We start from the raw sequence: 17,211 nt of genomic DNA on the forward strand, positions 1-17,211 counted from the left end.
CTGTTTAAGATCTTATTAAAATAATTTTTAAAGAGTTTTCTTCATCACATGAAATTTTCGGGTAATTTCAAATCCTGTTTTTCGATATAAATAACCCGCCGAACTTTTCTCTCCGGTCCATAAAAACCATGCTCCATGTAGTCCCTCAGAGCGCATTAAGGTTAAACATTCATGCAAGAGAACCTTCCCCAATCCCTTACCTTGCTGTTCGGGATCAACTCCAAAGGGGCCAAATCGATCGGCTACCCCTTCATATCCTCCGTAGATACAGAATCCAACTATCTTTTTCTCATGCCTAGCAACTAATATTCGATTTAATGGAAGGCCTTGCAATATTCCCTCACGAATTGCTCTTCCCCAATCAGGATTAAATTTCTCATTTGCAAACTGAATAACTTCAAATAAATCTTTATCTTCAGCTGTAGAAAAAACATATCCTTCCGATTCCCTTAGACTTTTTAATGTATTCACATCCTGAGGTTTCTCATAACCAACTAAATTTCTATCCATAGCTACAGGCGAATATAATGTCTCAAATCCTAGACTTTGTAATAGCTTATATGCATTAGGATATTCGCTTTCGTCCATTCCAGGTAATATATAGTTTGGTGCATAGGAGGAGAAGAATACATTTCTTCTCCCTTTCGTTTTCAAAAATAATATGGCATCCTCCAATAATTTCCTACCAATTCCTGAATGTCGATAGGATGGATGGACGAAAAAGAAGGTGATCCACCCATTGTCTTGTTCCAAGTCAGTACCATGCATAGGTAATATTCTCCGAACTGCATAAGCACAACCAACCAGTTGGTTCTGATCAAAAGCAAGTTTTAACCCTTCAGGATCAAAATTAGCATCTAATAAAACTAAATTTCTAAATCTAATTTGATTAATCGGGTCTGTGACTAAACACTTGTTCCATAGTTGTACAATTGACTTTTCGTCGCCTGGTCGATAATCATTGTAGCTAATCATGATATGTCCTCCTTAACAAAAAAGACCACTACTAATATAGTAAATATGCTTGTTTCCTCTTATTAAAATCTTCAAGACCTTTACGACAATTATCCACAAAGTCCTGTATTGTACCTTTTAATATGTGATTTCTTACCTTTCTAGTTCCCGCAATTAAATCAAAAAAATACCTATTTTTCTCTTTGTCCTGCTTAAACTCAAATTCATTAGGGTGCAGTTGGGCGATTATTTCAAGTAAGGTCAAGCCTGCAGATAGGGAATGCAGTTGGTAACGATCAACAATATGTAACTGCACGCCCTCACAAATCTCGTTCTTATACTTTTGATACATAGGCATAAAGGAAACTGGCCGCGCTAGTATTCCAGGTATGTTTCTCTCATTGAAAGCTCTCGCTAGACGATAACCCTCAATAAAAGGAGCACCAATATATTCAAAAGGTTTCGTCGTCCCCCTTCCTTCTGATAAATTCGTCCCCTCAATTAAGCACGTACCTGGATAAAGAATACTCATATCAATACCAGTTGAATTTGGTGATGGCGGGACCCAAAAAAGACCTGTTTCATCAAAATACATATCTCGATGCCAATCTTGCATAGGAATAACAGTTAGTTCACACTTGATTCCAAACTCATATTTATAGAGTTGAGCAATCTCCCCTACTGTCATCCCATGTCTATTTGGAATGGGATATAGACCAACAAATGAACGCAAATCTTCCTCTACTAAATTTCCTTCTGTCGCTATTCCTGAAATTGGATTCGGTCTGTCGAGTACAACAAAATGCTTCCCATTCTCTGCACATGCCTCCATTACATAAGCCATTGTATAGATATAGGTATAATACCTGGCACCAATATCCTGCAAATCAAATACAACTACATCAACAGGATCAAGCATTTCCTTACTTGGCTTTCGATGCTCTCCATATAGGCTATATACTGGTAGATTGGTGTACGGATCAATAGAGGATTCTATTTTTTCTCCTTCTTTCATATCACCTCTAATTCCATGCTCTGGACCGTACAATGCGGTTAACTGAATGTCAGAATGCTCATAAAATAAATCAATAGTTGGAATTAGAGAACTATCCACCCCAGTCATATTTGTCACTAATCCTATCCTCTGTCCTTGGAACTTTTGGATATAATCCTCTAAAAATACCGTTACACCCAATTTCATATAATCAACACATCCTTTTACTTCATACCGTTTGCTCAATTCTACTTTTTTCTATAATCGATTCTTTTTTCTTATCAAGCTCCAAGTTCCTTGTTGCATTTAATACAAAAACGGCTAGCATTCCGATGAAGAGTAAAAAGAAACCTATAACTGTAAAACTAATCAATACGGTAATGCATAAAATTTGTATAAAAAGACCAATAGTGTACCAAGTGTGCCCCATAAACTCTTTAATCGATTGATTCATAGCTGCTAACATCTTACAATCTTTAAGGACTAACATTGGGATCGCGTAAACTTGGGTTGCAAGAAATGTTAAGCATAAATACGTCTGAAAGACACTAAAGATAAAAATAAAATAACTATGATTGATAGTGAAGTAATACCACCATTCAGATAATGGAATAAGAACAGCTAAGCTATAAACCAATCCTAATAGAAATGCTCTTCTGTAATAACGTAGAAATGACTTTAAAAACATTCCGAACTTATACTTTTTGCCTTCTAATACATGATGCATGACTGCATATGCAGCAGTTGTCGAGGGAATAAAGGTTAAGATAAGAAAGACAATTGCCCATTGAATAGGGAGTAGAAAAATGGCAGGAACGATAAATAAAGACCAACATATACTAACCCCCAGCACTGTAAGGATATTTAAAAATATTTGATGTCCTGTTTTTTTCAGAAGTTTGCTGATTGATAACATATAAATGATCACCGTTCCTTTTCCATTAAAATATTTTCCTAAATTCTTACTTGTGTAGTTGGGTCGAATAGATGCATCTTTTCGAGATTAAAGAATAGTTCAACTTTCGTCAGACCAGTAAGCTTTGCGTCCGCACTTACTCTGCCTGTAACCTGATCATCACCAACACTAAAGTAAAATAGCAATTCCGCTCCGAGATGCTCGACCACCTTTAATGTTCGTTGGACAATATTTGTCTCAGGTTGATAACTTAATAGATTAGTAGAAAGAATATCCTCAGGTCGAATCCCTAAGATCACCTCTTTACCTTGATACTCTTTGTATTTTTCTAGCTTTTCTGTAGGTACTGTGAAAGTACAATCAGCAGCAATTAATTTATTTCCGTCTAATCTACATTTTATAAAGTTCATTGGCGGTGAACCAATAAAACCTGCAACAAACATATTATTAGGATTCTCATATAATTCTTCAGGTGCAGCAATTTGTTGAATTTCCCCTTGATTCATGACTACTATTCTTTGACCTAGTGTCATCGCTTCTACTTGATCATGTGTTACATATATAACAGTTGCCCCTAATCTTTTATGTAATTCCGAAAGCTCTACACGCATTTGTACCCGTAATTTAGCGTCTAAATTACTTAATGGTTCGTCAAATAAAAATACACTAGGATTACGGACAATGGCTCTTCCAACAGCAATACGCTGCTTTTGTCCACCACTTAATTCACGTGGTTTTCTATCTAATAAATTTTCGATGCTTAAAATAGCTGCTGCCTCATTGATTTTTTTCTCTATTTCAGCCTTAGGAGTTTTTAAATTTTTTAATCCAAAGGCTAAGTTTTCCTTTATTGTCATATGCGGATAGAGTGCATAATCCTGGAATACCATCGCTATATCTCTATCTTTTGGATGAACCTTATTCACTAGTCGATTTCCAATATAGATATCTCCACTAGATTGCCTTTCCAATCCAGCTATCATTCGTAAGGAAGTAGTTTTCCCACAACCAGATGGACCAACGAATACAAGAAATTCTTTATCTTTAACAGTAAAATTCGCATCATTTACTGCGCGAACTTTCCCCTTTCTTTCATCCTCAAATTCTTTTACCACATTAATAAATTTTACTTCTGCCATAGAAATTCCCCCTATCCTTTAACAGCCCCAATAGTGATACCTTTTAAGAAGTACTTTTGCAACGCAAGGAATACTATAATCATAGGAATGGCACTGCATACTGCTCCTGCCATCATTGCTCCATAATCTTGCAAATTCTCAAATCGAAAACTTGTTAAACCAACTTGTAAAGTTCTCATACTATTAGTATTCGTTACTAGGAAAGGCCAGAAAAAATTATTCCAATGACCAACGAAAGTAAAAATACCTAGAACTGCTAAGCCAGGCTTAGACATCGGTAGAATGATCTTCCAAAAGATTCCGAATTCACTACATGCGTCAATTCGTCCAGCATCAATAAGAGAACTTGGAAGTGAACTCATGAATTGCTTCATTAAGAAAATACTGCCCACACTAATCATTCCTGGTACGATTAAACCGACAAATGTATTTTCCAGTTGGAATGTATTTACAACCAAAATATAAAGTGGAATAAGAGTAACTTGTCCAGGAATCATCATCGATGAAAGCAAAATCCAAAAAATAGAGTTTCTCCCCGGAAATTTAAGCTTCGAAAATGCATATCCAGCTAATGCAGCAAAAAATACATTAATAATCGTGCTTACTCCCGCTACAATCGTACTGTTTAAAAACCATCTCGCCATTCCACCTACCTCAAAAATTCTTTTAAAAGCATCTAAAGTTGGCCTTTTAGGTATTAATTCTGGTGGGACAGCCGTAATTGCTGATGAATCCTTGAAGGAGGAACTGAGCATCCACAGTAAAGGAACGAAGGTAAATACTGCCCATATTCCTAAAATAATATAAACAACAGATAGTCCTATCCGTTTAAATGTCTTTCTTCTTAAATCTCTTTTCTCATCAAGTATAATTTGATATTGAGGATCAGTTACAGATTTAAGCTCCATATCAATTCCCCCTAGTATTCTACGTCACTAGACATATATTTGAATTGTAAGATTGAAATGACGATAATAATAAAACCTAAAATAAATGCCTCAGCAGAAGCTAACCCAAATTGATAATATTGGAAGGCATGCTGATAAATTAAATAAGCAATGGTTGTCGTGGCAAAGTTAGGGCCACCTTGGGTCATCACATATGTAGCTTCAAATACTTGGAACGAGCCTATCACACCAGTGATTAGCATATAAAGTGTGGTTGGTTTTAATAATGGCCAAGTAATATTCTTCAATTTTGACCACCAGCTCGCAGCATCAATATCAGCAGCCTCATAAAGCGATCTCGGAATTCCACCCATTGCTGCCAAATATAGGATAACCCCACTCCCATGTCCTCCAATATATGTCATTAACATAATTGAGAATAATGCGGAACTAGAACTAGCAAGCCACATTTGTTGGTCTATTCCAAACCAACCTAAAATAATATTCATTAATCCTGATTGAGTAGGGTCGAACATCCATAACCAAATTAATGACATAGTTATTCCCGATGTGACTGCCGGAAGATAAAATGAAGCCTTAAAAAATGTTTGAGAACGTTTATTAAGGGGAAAAATCATTAAAGCTAAGAAAAATGTAATAATGATATTCACTGGTACAGTACCTATTGTATAGATAACTGTATTTTTCATTGATTTCCAGAATATATCATTTTCTAGTAAATACTTATAATTATCTAATCCGATAAATTTTGATTCCATGATTCCATATTCTTGAAAACTCATGATAAAGGCCGTTATTAATGGATACACAGTAAAAACAAGAAATAAAAGAAATGGTAACGCAATAAATGCATAGCACCAGCCATAATCCTTCATAAACTGTTTAAAGTTTTCCCATGACCATTTTTTAGGAGTTCCTCTTACTGCAAAGGCCATAGATTCATCCCCTCACTCTAATTCTATTAGTATAGATAGGGCTATCTTTAGGGAGAAGCCCCCCCTTGACAGCCCTAGCGATTATTACTTTAGTACATTTTTGGCAACCTCTGACCATTCCTTAACAGCTTGTTCAGGTGTTAGTTCACCAGCTAAAAATCCTTGGAATTTTGGTCGTATTCCATCATTTAGAATTTGGTCTTGCTTTTGCGCAAGTTCAGGTTCTAATTTTGCACCCGGAACAACATAATCCAATGTTCTTTTAATAAATTGACCGTTATCAGTATTTAATTGTAAGAGATCTTTATACATTTCTTGGCCAGATTTTCTTGCCGGCGGAATAAACATTGTTGCAGCTGTTACACTAGACTTTGTGCCAGTAATATATTTCAATACTTTCGCTGCATTGTCAGTATGTTTATCTCCTTTATATTTCTTTTGCTTAAATAACCACATACCGCCACCACCACCGGTAGCTACTTCTTTCTCCCCTTCATTATGTGGGAATGGAAGTAAAACAAAGTCGATTTTTTCACCCTTTGTTTTTCCTGCATCAATTTCTTTATTTCGGTTATCATTAAAGCGGACTTGATACGGACCAGTTCTACCATAGATGCCAACCTCACCAGCAGTAAACATATCAATAACCTTTTGTTCATCAATACCAGCAGTTTCCTTTGGCATTACTCCTGTATCCATTAGCTTCTTCATGAAATTAAGCGTTTCAACAGCCTTTTCATCATTCCAATGGAATTTTCCATCTTCGGATACAGACTTTACAACGCCGTTATTTCTCATTAAGTGGGTAAATGTTTCTTCATTTTTACCTTGAGTAGCAAATCCATAAACTTTCTTTCCATCTTTTGATTTCATTTTCGAAATTTTTTCTGAAATATCGTAAAATTCCTGCCATGTCCATCCATCTTTTTGAATTTTCGCTACATCAGCCCCAGCAGCTTCTAGCAGTTTCTTATTTCCACCCCAAGTATGAATCGAAATCCATTGAGAAATAGCCCAAATCTTCCCATCACTCGAGAAGTTATTTTTAGCAAATGGTTCTATATCATCTAAGTCTTCCTGAGTTAAATATTTATCTAACGGAACCGCTAAACCTGTTTTTATATACTTTGGCTGCATAACAGAAAAGAAGATATCAGGAGGATTGCCTGAGTTTAAAGCAATATCAAACTTTTTATCTCCTTCTTCCCATGATAAAATTTCATATTTTACTTTAATATCTGGGTTTTCTTTTTCAATATCAGCAATTAGTTCCTTTAAATGGTCCTCATAGCCCTTTTGGCCAGTTTCCTTGTTTTCTCGGTAATGTGGAAACGTCCAAACTGTGATTACATCTTTCCCATCCTTTGACTCCCCACTTGATTCCTTACTACTACAGCCAACCATTGAAACAACTAGAATCAATGAAACAAATAAGACCAGTAGCTTTTTCATATACTTTCCCCCTATCATTCATAACTGTGATAATAAATGCCTAAAATGATATGTGACCGTTCCGTTCCCTTCCCCCTCACCTCCTTAGTAGAAAAATGATTTTTTACATTTGAGCAAGAATGTTTGGTAGTGTAATAGGCAATTCACCTTCTACCTGCTTCTCACCATATATCGCTTCTGCTGCTGTTCTTAATGCAGGCGTTGTAAATTCATAAGTACAAATATACCCAGGAATATCAGGAAGATTCGATAAATCATAGGGACTTCTCGTTGCTACAACTATGACTCTTTTATTAACCTCGAAAACTTTTTCAACTAACTTTATTTGATTACTACCTTTCTGCGCTGATAATGTTGCAATGATTACGGTATCAAATTGTTTGGCTTTTTTTGCGATTTCTTGTATTTCATCTTCTGTTGGCGGGTTCGATAATTTAACCACCTCCGCAGATGGGTGGATCTCTTTAATCGATTCACCTAAAGAAAAGGTAGAGTATCTTTTATCTTCAACCACCATTGTGGATATATTTTCAGGGTAAACCATTAATACTCTACTTGCTTTGTCATTTGATAACGGTAAAATCCCAGCATCATTCTTGACTACTGTTACCCCTTGGCGATAGACCTCATTGACCATTTCTAAATGTTCCTTACTCCCCACTAATTCTGGTACTTTTCCTTTTTCATTAAGAGGTATATCATCCCAATTTAAGTATGTTTCTTTCAGCTTAGTGATCCGACTTAGAGCAGAATCAATAACACCATTTTCAATTTCCCCTGACTCTACTGCTTCCATAACTGCCTCAAGGGACCTTATTTGAGGAGTATAGTTATGTGAAATCATGACTAAGTCGACCCCTGCCTTAATAGCCTCTACTGCACCTTTTGGTGTTCCGAATGTTTCCGATACGGCTTTCATCTCCATGCAATCCGTTGTTACTACCCCGTCGAAATGTAGTTTCTCCCGTAGTAGACCACTGATAACCTTTTTGGATAATGTCGCAGGAAGACCTGCTTGGCTTTCTATCGCAGGGAAACAAATATGCGCAGTCATAACAGTATCTGCTCCATTATTAATGCACTCTTTAAAAGGAAGTAACTCGGTAACTTCTAATCTTTCTAAATCATGTTCTATCGTTGGCAGATCTAAATGAGAATCTACACTTGTATCACCATGTCCAGGAAAATGTTTTAACGTTGTAATAACTCCAGCATCCTGCATGCCTTTCATAAGTTGTTGACCTAACAATGAAACATTTGATGGTGTCTCTCCAAAAGACCGTACACCAATAACAGGATTTTCAGCATTATTATTAACATCCAAAACGGGAGACAAATTCCAATTGATGCCCAAGGCTTTAAGTTCTTTCCCCGTAGCATTACCAACTTTAAAAGCGTTGTCTGGGTTATTAGTTGCTCCTAATAACATGGCACCTGGAAATACAGTAGTACCTTCGCCTAGTCTGCGAACGGCACCATTTTCCTGATCTGTACATATTAATAATGGATGTTTATGACCTGCTTCCTTAGCCACCATCTGCAATTCTGTAGTTAAATGAAGAACCTCTTCAGGTGTTCCAATATTTCTTCCAAATAAAATAATGGCACCTAAATGATAATCTCGGATTAATTGTTTAATTTCAGGTGTAGCTTCTTTTCCATTAAAACCAAATACCATTAATTGCCCTACTTTTTTCTTTAAGTCCAAAACATTCCCTCCAATCTATAGTTCAAAGCCCGGAATAATAGACCCCTTTCTTACATTCGCTCCAACAGGAAACTTCAGAGTTTGTGCATATTGGGTTCGATTCACACATCCTCTCACCGTGCCTAATGCTTTATAGTAATCATAATAACGAAAGGATTTTGAATTCATAATGAACCAATAATTGGACAATGCTTCTAAATATGTATCAAACTCCTCCGATACATCAATAAAAACATCTGGTTCATATCCCTCCATATCCTCCCAGTTTTCACTATGGTAAAAGCCGTAATAATGGGGTGGCAGTCCGTCTAAGTCAAATCCAGGGAGACCAGCCTTAAGTTGAGCAGCTTGAACAATTTTGGGACATAGTGCATGGTCTGGGTGGATACTATTCACCCAATGGGTAATCACCACATTAGGTTTAAGCTTTCGCATTAAAGTTGCTACCTTTGTAATAGTTGCATCATCACAGGTCAATTCTGCATCTTTATAATCTAGAGTTATACTTTTGCCCCCTAGAATTTTAGCGACTTTTTCGGCCTCTTGTATTTTTTGTATTCTATAGTCTTCTACTGAGATGTTTGCTGGATTTCCTTTTTCACCTGCGGTTAAATGAACAAAGGTTACCTCATGCCCGGCCTTCGCATATTTATGTGCAATCGCTCCAGCCTGTATTTCCGCATCACCACAATGAGCACCTAAAACTACTAAATGCATAATGATACCTCCAAATTGTTAAAAGTAAGAACGAATCAAATTATGTAAGCGAGGACGTAAACGGATAATGCCATCCTTTCTCCCTAAATGAACACGATTGGTTAATAAGATGACATGGAGCTTTATTTCTGGATCAAACCAAATACTAGTTCCTGTAAAACCCGTGTGTCCATAAGAGTTATTGGAAAACAAATCTCCACATGAGGAATATGTGTTACTCTTTAGCATCCAACCTAATCCTCTATATTCCTTATCAAATGGAGTGAAATTTTGCTTTGCTAATGAAAGAACTGAACTTGATAAAATTCGCTTGCCTTTATACAATCCTTCGTTTTCAATCATCAATGCATAATTTCGTAAATCTTTAATTGTAGAGAATAAACCAGCATGACCGCTTATTCCTCCCATACTTTCTGCGTTTTCATCATGAACAATGCCCGCCTTATAATCACCAATTGTTTCATTAAACTCTGTTTCAGCATATTGCTCACGATTATGCTTCGGGTTAAATCCTGTATCTTTCATTTCAAGCGGATTGAAAATCTCCCTTTGAATAAAGTCTTCAAATTTTTCTTTTGTGACAATTTCAATTATTTTATATAGTAGAATGAGTCCAAGATCGCTATATACTACCTTTTCACCAACTTTTGATGTCAAAGGTTCTCGACATATTTTCTCGATTATCTGATCTTTATTTAACTTTTCTTTGTAAAACGGTCGATGTGCTGGAAGTCCTGATGTATGGGTTAATAAATGCTTTAAAGTGATTTCTTTGATGTGGAAATTTGGAAGATAGAAATGAACTGAGTCGTCAAGTCTGATTGTACCTGTTTCTATTAATTTCAATATAGCTGGTAATGTAGCGACTACCTTTGTTAAGGAAGCAAGGTCAAATACTGTATCATTATGCATAGGCTTTTTCTCTGGATATAAAACACGATTTCCTATCGATTCTTGTAGAAGCGTTTGACCTTGGTGGGTAATCTGAATAACAGCACCTGGAATATTCCCTAAAAGAATCTCATGTTCGAGGAATTGAATCACCTTATTTTTCACAGGTTACTGTGCCTCCTTTCGCCTTTTCAATTGCCTCATGAACAAATCCATTTGTAACATCCAGTAAATGTTTGGCTTTTTCAAAGGAAACTCCACCGAGAAGCATAACGATTGCTGGCTTTACTTTTTGATCGGTCTTATTTAATATGTTTGCTGCTTCTGTATAGCTAACTCCTGTAATGTTTTTCACAATATTTCTAGCTCTTTCGATGAGTTTGATGTTACTTGGATTCAAATCAACCATCAAATTGCCGTATACTTTGCCAAGTTTTATCATCGTAGCTGTAGTAAACATATTTAACACCATTTTTTGTGCAGTAGCAGATTTTAAGCGAGTCGAGCCTGTTAATATTTCCGGGCCAACTATTACTTCAATACCCAAATCAGCATAATGACTAATTTCAGCTTGTTCATTACATGAAAGTGCAATGGTTTTTGCGCCTATACTTCTGGCATATTCTAGTGCGCCAATAACATAGGGAGTTCGACCACTGGCGGCTATTCCGACTACTATATCCATTTCTTTTAGTTGTCTATCTTGTAAATCTTTTGCTCCATTCTCTCGATTGTCTTCTGCCCCTTCTACAGCGGTAAACATGGCTGTGTTGCCGCCTGCTATAATTCCCTGTATCAATTCAGGAGGAGTGCAAAATGTTGGTGGACATTCCGAAGCATCAAGGACACCTATTCTTCCGCTCGTTCCGGCACCAATATAAAATAATCTTCCTCCATTTGATAGAGCCGTATAGATCAACTCAATTCCTACTGATATTAATGGAAGGACCTTTTTTACTGAAGCAGCAACAGTGTAGTCCTCATCATTCATCAGCTCGATAATTTCTAATGTCGAAAGTTGATCAATATTATTTGATCGATTATTTGTTTGTTCTGTCATTAATGTTGAAAGATTTACTTTCATTTCCACACGCCTTTCCAAGCATTACGTAAATAAGATAAGAATACTTATTAATAGGTTTAGTCTAAACTTTTACTATATTTAGCATAGCTTTTCCATTTGGTATAACCTAGTTTCCCATAGAAATCTACCAACCCCGTCCAATCTATGACAATATCATTAATCCCACGTGATCGAAGGACGGCAATTCCAGCTTCGACGATGGCTATACCATAACCTTTCTTTCTTTCCGAAGAATCTACACCTAAAGGGCCAATTCCACCTAATGCTCGATTCAATAGAGGTGACCAGTACACATTTTGAGCAATAAATGGTGATTCGGGGTCATTTACTCGGCAAAAACCTATGATTCTATTATTCTTTTTCAAGACTACAAATTCACGTCCTGTTCCACCTTTATTAAAATAGTGGAGGGCCTCATATTCCCACCTACCCGGAAAACATCGATGTAAGAAGCTTAATAGTTCATCCTTTTCCGTTTCTTTAAGTAAAGTAAAATCTACTTTATCCTTAATGGGCATTTGTGAAGTTAATTCTTTACTATAGTGGGAGATTAAATCATAATCATAGCCATTATTTATATATCCTTGTTTTTCAAACCATGGGTTAATCGCTTTACATTCAGAGGGAATTCCAGGGAAATAATGCCATGGGTCCCTACCTAATAATATTTCCTGAACACCGGCTACTGCTAATGCCTTTTCTGCGTGTTCTAGTAACTTTTGGCCGATCCCCTGATTTCGATGATCTGTTGCAACTAAGAGAATTTGAATCCATCCAACCCTATTACTTAATTGAACAGGGCAATTATCCTCATTCCATTTCTTAGATACTACAAATCCTATAATTTTATTATCATTATCAAGAGCGATGGCAGAACCTGATAAATAAATATTTTTATCATCAAAGCTATTTTGCTTAAATAACTCTTCCCTCATTGGATAATGCTTACCGAGTTCTTTATTCCATAAATCTACTAATTCCTTTAGTTTCCCCTCATCCCAATTGGTTAAGCGCAAGTTTTTCACCCCTTTTTCTTTCGTACGTAAAAAAAAATAATAAAAAACAGTCACAATACATGTAATATTATTTCAGAAACACCAAAAATAAAATTCTCTAAATAATGGTAGCGCTGTCATTTATTTAAAGAATTTATAATTCCTGATATAGTAATTATAATTAATATTCATTATTTTTCAACTATTTTTAAAATAAAATTCCACTTTTTTATTTTTACTGACTAATGAACGTTACCATATATCTTTTAATTCATTTAGTGAAGATACGATAATATCCGGAATAGCAGATTCAGTTAGCGAATTTAATTGATGTTGTGTTTCCCTTTTCCATTTCGATTCTAAGATTTTTTTTATTTCTACATCCTTACTTCTTTGGTCAGCCTTAATTGTAAGTAAGTGATATGGTAGCTGACGATAAATAAAAACTGAATAAATCCCAAATGCATTCGCTAATTGAACATCATCATCCAGTCTGTCACCTATATGTGCTATGATTTCTCCATCCTTAGTAAGTGATTGAAGAATTCTATGATCTGGCTTACCATACCCTACTTGATCAGGTGTAATAATTCTTTCAAAATAGCGAGTCAGTCCTAATTCCCTCATTACAGGATATTGATATTTATAAAAGCCATTTGTTACAGCTGCCAATGAGTACCCTCTTTCTTTTAAATATTCAAGAACAGATAAAGACTCATCCTCTAAGAGATAAACTTTTGGTAAGGTTGAATGTTTTTCCACCAATTCTTCTATATTGATGCGTAACTCTAATTGCTGTTTTCTAATATGTTGTTCAACGATGTCATCCCAGTCGTAAGCTTCTACGGTTCTTTTATTTTTCACTCTTAAATAATGTTCATTAAAAAGCTCTTGAATAACATTATATTCATAGCTGCATTTATCTATAATATTCCTCTGTACCTCTGGAAAAACATACTTTACGAATGGATTTTGCATAATTGTCCCATCCAAATCAAATGTTAGCCATTTTTTCATTTCATCGCCCCCGATGTAAGTCCTTCAATAAATTGTTTAGAAGCAAACAAAAAAGCTATGATCATGGGTAAAGATGATATGGATAGCCCTGAAAACAGTAAGTTCCAATCCGTATCATATTCACCAAATAACGTTAACATTCCTAGTGGAATTGTACTTTTATCATCATCATGAATAAAAATTAGTGGGTAAAAAAAATCATTCCACACACTAATTAAATTAACAATCCCAACGATGGCTAAAGGGGGCTTCATTAACGGTAAGATAATCTTGTAATACACCTGAAATTCATTACAACCGTCAAGACGTGCCGACTGGTCTAAATCTTTTGGTAGCGAACGAAAAAATCCATAAAACACAAAAACTGCAAAGGGAATCCCACCAGCAACATATATAATTACAAGTGAAGAAAGAGAATCCAGTAAATTTAATTTCATCATAATCATATAAAGAGGAAGAATAGCCAATTTCATAGGAAGCATTAGACCAAGCATAAAGAAAAATAGAATGTAAGTATTCCATTTATAAGCATATCTTGATAAATAATATGCTGCTAAAGAGGATACAAAAAGGATGAGAAAAATGGAAAGTGCACTAACATAGATGCTATTCCATAAATAACCGCTAAAGTTCACTTTATTCCAAACAGTTAAGTAATTTTCAAGAGAAAAGGATTTAGGTAACCCTAGCGGTGAAGTTAATATTTCTAAGTTTGATTTAAAGGAAGATACAATCATCAAGAAAACTGGATACAAAGCTAAAAAAGAAAAGATTAATAAAATGGTATACTTAATCGTTTGTGGAAATCTTTTTATCATCAATTTCCCTCCCTTATTGTTCAAATTCCCTCTTTTTGAAGAAGAATAATATGATGGCAGTTGCTGCTGCAATAATAAGAAATAAAACAACTGCTAAAGCTGATCCTAAACCAATGGCTTCACCACCATCAACAGTTCCGAATGCTAAACGGTAGAAATAGGTAGCTAATACATCTGTTGAATAATAAGGGCCGCCTGATGAGCCTTGCATGGCAAAAATTAATTCGAATGTCTCAAATGAACCAATAAAGGTAAGAATGGTTTCAATCATAATGGCTGGCATGATCATTGGTATCGTAATCTTCAGTATCATGGTTAGACCTTTTGCACCATCCATTTTCGCTGCCTCAAATATATCCTCAGGTATCGCTTGAAGACCCGCAAGGAATATTAAGATGGCAAACCCTAAACCATACCAACTATTCACTAAAATAATTGTATATAATGCTGTGTCGGGATCCCCTAACCAAGGTTGTGCTAAACTCTCTAGACCTATTATTTTTAAGAATGTATTAAGTGCACCATATGTCGGATTAAGGATTAAGCTAAATAGAAAGCCGACTACAATGACAGATAAAAGTTTCGGTACAAATAATACCGTTTTAAAAAACTCTTTGCCTTTTATTTTACTATTAATGATTAACGCTAATATAAATGCAACGATTAATTTCGTTAAAACAGTCCCAATAAAAAAAATAATATTATGCCAAAAAGCATTATTAAATGTTTCTTTAAAAGGGGATTCAGTGAAAAGGCGAACAAAATTTTCTAACCCTATAAATGAATCCTTATGCATTCCTTTAAAGGAGAAAAAACTATTTAGGAAGGCAGACAAGATTGGATATATTTGAAATACGATATAAAAAAATAGGGCCGGCATTAAAAATAAGTGAACAAGATGTTTTCTAGGATTCCTTACTTTTCTTATTGCGGGCATATATTTCACATCTTTTTTCTGTTCATTCATGACTTCTCCCCCCTTGTTAAGGACCATATTCAGTTAAGCTTAAAATTCCAGCTTAACTGAATATAAATAAAGGTGTTTATTGCTTTTTAAACCACTTATCTAATGACTTTTGTGTCTCTTCAATCACGTCATCAGCGGTTAACTTATCAATATACATTCCCTGCAGGGCATTTTCAAAAGTCGTTTTAGTTGTCGGACTACCATCACCTAAATGCACAAGCATAAAGTAAGGTGTATTACTTTTTTCACTCATCTCAGTCAATTTTTTAACTAGAGGGTGTTTAGGAGTAACTCCAGGAATCGCACTCATCCGATTAAGCTCATCACTAAACATTTGCCCGAATTTTTTGGATGCTAGAAATTCCATAAACTTCAGGGCCTCTTTTTGGTGTTTTGAAGCCTTAACCACACCATAAGATCCATCTACCCATGTAACTGATGGGGTATCGCTACCTTCTTTATTAGCTACGGATGGTAAAATGTCTATTGGTAAATCTGGATTATTTTGTTCAAAAGACTCTAACCGGTAGTCACCATTGATATACATTGCAGCCTTCCCTGTATAGAACAATGCCTGTGCATCTTTATCTTCAATCGCGACAAAATCTTTTGGGAAGAATGGTTCAAGTTCTTTCATCCGCTTAATAGATTCTACAAATCTAGGATCATGTAAATTTACTTCGCCTGTTAGAAACTCTTCTACGAATTGATTACCATCATAGGTTGTTGCACCAATTACACTATGGGTCAATGAAAGAAGATAACTGGCTTTACCTGACTGGGCAATTGGTACGATACCTTTACTTTGAAATTCCTTAGAAACTTGAAGTAGTTGGTCCCATGTTTTTGGAGGCTCTAGCCCATTTTCTTTAAATAACTGTGTATTATAAAAAATAACTGCAGAATTTAGTGTCAATGGTACACCATATACTTTTCCGTCACTTCCTTTAGCTGCGTCTAAGTATTCCTTAGGAATATCCGTAAGCCCTTTCACATTATCTAAGGGTAATAAATATCCTGAATCTGCAATTGTTGTAGCCCCTTGATAAGGTCTTAACTGAATAATATCTGGACCTTTTCCAGAGGATAAAGCATTCGTTAAAATCGTTCCATATTCGGTAGACTTAAAGGGTTTAAAATTCACCTCAACCCCTCTATTTTCCTTTTCAAATTCATCAATAAACTTTTCATATGCTTCCTTATCTTCAGGCCTCCAGCTATAAATGGTTAATTCAACCTTATTTACTTTCTTTTCACTATCAGATGACGAAGAGGAACAGCCTGCAAGAAAAATACTTGATACAAATAAAATGGTAATGAAATATATTAAGTATCTTTTCATCTATTTTGTCTCCTTTCATAATCCAGCCTCAAATCTTTACAATACTTTGTCGGCAATTTTAATATTAGGGAATAAATAGAATGAGATTAGTCCACTACATATATATGACGTTAAATAACCCTCCTTTTATCATTAGTAAATTCATCGAAAATGTTTTCTAAGGAATGATTGAAGATGATAAGCACTTATTCTTGTTAGCTTGTGATCTACGAAAGGAGATAAATGATTAGAAGAATGTTAGGTGTGATGTTTAATTTTTTCAACTCTTAAAGTGCTAATATATAATATTAATGTTTCGATATTTTTATTATAAAAATAAAATAATATTTCAGTCACAAGGTAATTTTCCTCTGATAAAAAAGAGTAGGCAGTAT

At 35.3% G+C, this 17,211-nt stretch carries 16 protein-coding genes; all 16 read right to left on the bottom strand.

Annotated elements, in window-relative coordinates; genetic code table 11:
• Positions 1 to 27: 27 nt before the first annotated feature.
• Positions 28 to 975 (bottom strand): GNAT family N-acetyltransferase, encoded by a 948-nt coding sequence (locus NST63_RS25445; protein WP_212945046.1) that lies wholly within the window; start codon positions 973 to 975, stop codon positions 28 to 30.
• Positions 976 to 1,006: 31 nt separating this feature from the next.
• The gene (locus NST63_RS25450; RefSeq protein ID WP_341044039.1) at positions 1,007 to 2,155 is read right to left on the bottom strand and encodes an exo-beta-N-acetylmuramidase NamZ family protein; all 1,149 of its coding nucleotides are present in this window, start codon (positions 2,153 to 2,155) and stop codon (positions 1,007 to 1,009) included.
• Positions 2,156 to 2,177: 22 nt separating this feature from the next.
• On the bottom strand, positions 2,178 to 2,864 hold the full coding sequence (locus NST63_RS25455; RefSeq protein WP_212945045.1) for a DUF624 domain-containing protein: 687 nt from the start codon (positions 2,862 to 2,864) through the stop codon (positions 2,178 to 2,180).
• A 38-nt stretch (positions 2,865 to 2,902) separates the two neighbouring features.
• Positions 2,903 to 4,003 carry an ABC transporter ATP-binding protein gene (locus NST63_RS25460; protein ID WP_251339595.1) on the bottom strand — a complete coding sequence of 367 codons (1,101 nt, stop codon included), beginning with the start codon at positions 4,001 to 4,003 and terminating at the stop codon, positions 2,903 to 2,905.
• Between the two features lie 11 nt (positions 4,004 to 4,014).
• Entirely contained in the window at positions 4,015 to 4,911 is an 897-nt protein-coding gene (locus NST63_RS25465) for a carbohydrate ABC transporter permease (protein ID WP_078110346.1), read from the bottom strand.
• Positions 4,912 to 4,922: 11 nt separating this feature from the next.
• Entirely contained in the window at positions 4,923 to 5,846 is a 924-nt protein-coding gene (locus tag NST63_RS25470) for a carbohydrate ABC transporter permease (protein ID WP_078110345.1), read from the bottom strand.
• 84 nt (positions 5,847 to 5,930) lie between these two features.
• Positions 5,931 to 7,298, bottom strand: a complete 1,368-nt coding sequence (locus tag NST63_RS25475) for an ABC transporter substrate-binding protein (protein WP_212945043.1) — start codon at positions 7,296 to 7,298, stop codon at positions 5,931 to 5,933.
• 103 nt (positions 7,299 to 7,401) lie between these two features.
• Positions 7,402 to 9,006: a beta-N-acetylhexosaminidase gene (gene nagZ, locus NST63_RS25480; protein WP_341044043.1), complete on the bottom strand. Its 1,605-nt coding sequence runs from the start codon at positions 9,004 to 9,006 to the stop codon at positions 7,402 to 7,404.
• A 15-nt stretch (positions 9,007 to 9,021) separates the two neighbouring features.
• Positions 9,022 to 9,723 carry a PIG-L deacetylase family protein gene (locus NST63_RS25485; RefSeq protein WP_212945042.1) on the bottom strand — a complete coding sequence of 234 codons (702 nt, stop codon included), beginning with the start codon at positions 9,721 to 9,723 and terminating at the stop codon, positions 9,022 to 9,024.
• Between the two features lie 18 nt (positions 9,724 to 9,741).
• Positions 9,742 to 10,779, bottom strand: a complete 1,038-nt coding sequence (locus NST63_RS25490) for a serine hydrolase domain-containing protein (protein WP_212945041.1) — start codon at positions 10,777 to 10,779, stop codon at positions 9,742 to 9,744.
• Positions 10,769 to 11,698 (bottom strand): N-acetylmuramic acid 6-phosphate etherase, encoded by a 930-nt coding sequence (gene murQ / locus NST63_RS25495; protein WP_071977488.1) that lies wholly within the window; start codon positions 11,696 to 11,698, stop codon positions 10,769 to 10,771. The genes NST63_RS25490 and murQ overlap by 11 nt, the downstream gene beginning before the upstream one ends.
• Positions 11,699 to 11,754: 56 nt before the next feature.
• Positions 11,755 to 12,714 carry a GNAT family N-acetyltransferase gene (locus NST63_RS25500; RefSeq protein ID WP_341044044.1) on the bottom strand — a complete coding sequence of 320 codons (960 nt, stop codon included), beginning with the start codon at positions 12,712 to 12,714 and terminating at the stop codon, positions 11,755 to 11,757.
• Positions 12,715 to 12,945: 231 nt separating this feature from the next.
• Positions 12,946 to 13,710, bottom strand: a complete 765-nt coding sequence (locus NST63_RS25505; RefSeq protein ID WP_341044045.1) for an HAD family hydrolase — start codon at positions 13,708 to 13,710, stop codon at positions 12,946 to 12,948.
• On the bottom strand, positions 13,707 to 14,528 hold the full coding sequence (locus NST63_RS25510; protein ID WP_058005728.1) for a carbohydrate ABC transporter permease: 822 nt from the start codon (positions 14,526 to 14,528) through the stop codon (positions 13,707 to 13,709). The genes NST63_RS25505 and NST63_RS25510 overlap by 4 nt, the downstream gene beginning before the upstream one ends.
• A gap of 13 nt (positions 14,529 to 14,541) precedes the next feature.
• Positions 14,542 to 15,495 carry a carbohydrate ABC transporter permease gene (locus NST63_RS25515; RefSeq protein ID WP_212945038.1) on the bottom strand — a complete coding sequence of 318 codons (954 nt, stop codon included), beginning with the start codon at positions 15,493 to 15,495 and terminating at the stop codon, positions 14,542 to 14,544.
• Between the two features lie 76 nt (positions 15,496 to 15,571).
• Positions 15,572 to 16,837 (bottom strand): ABC transporter substrate-binding protein, encoded by a 1,266-nt coding sequence (locus NST63_RS25520; RefSeq protein ID WP_212945037.1) that lies wholly within the window; start codon positions 16,835 to 16,837, stop codon positions 15,572 to 15,574.
• Positions 16,838 to 17,211: the final 374 nt, after the last annotated feature.

The organism is Heyndrickxia sp. FSL W8-0496 (genome assembly GCF_038007825.1).
Lineage (GTDB): Bacteria > Bacillota > Bacilli > Bacillales > Bacillaceae_C > Heyndrickxia > Heyndrickxia oleronia.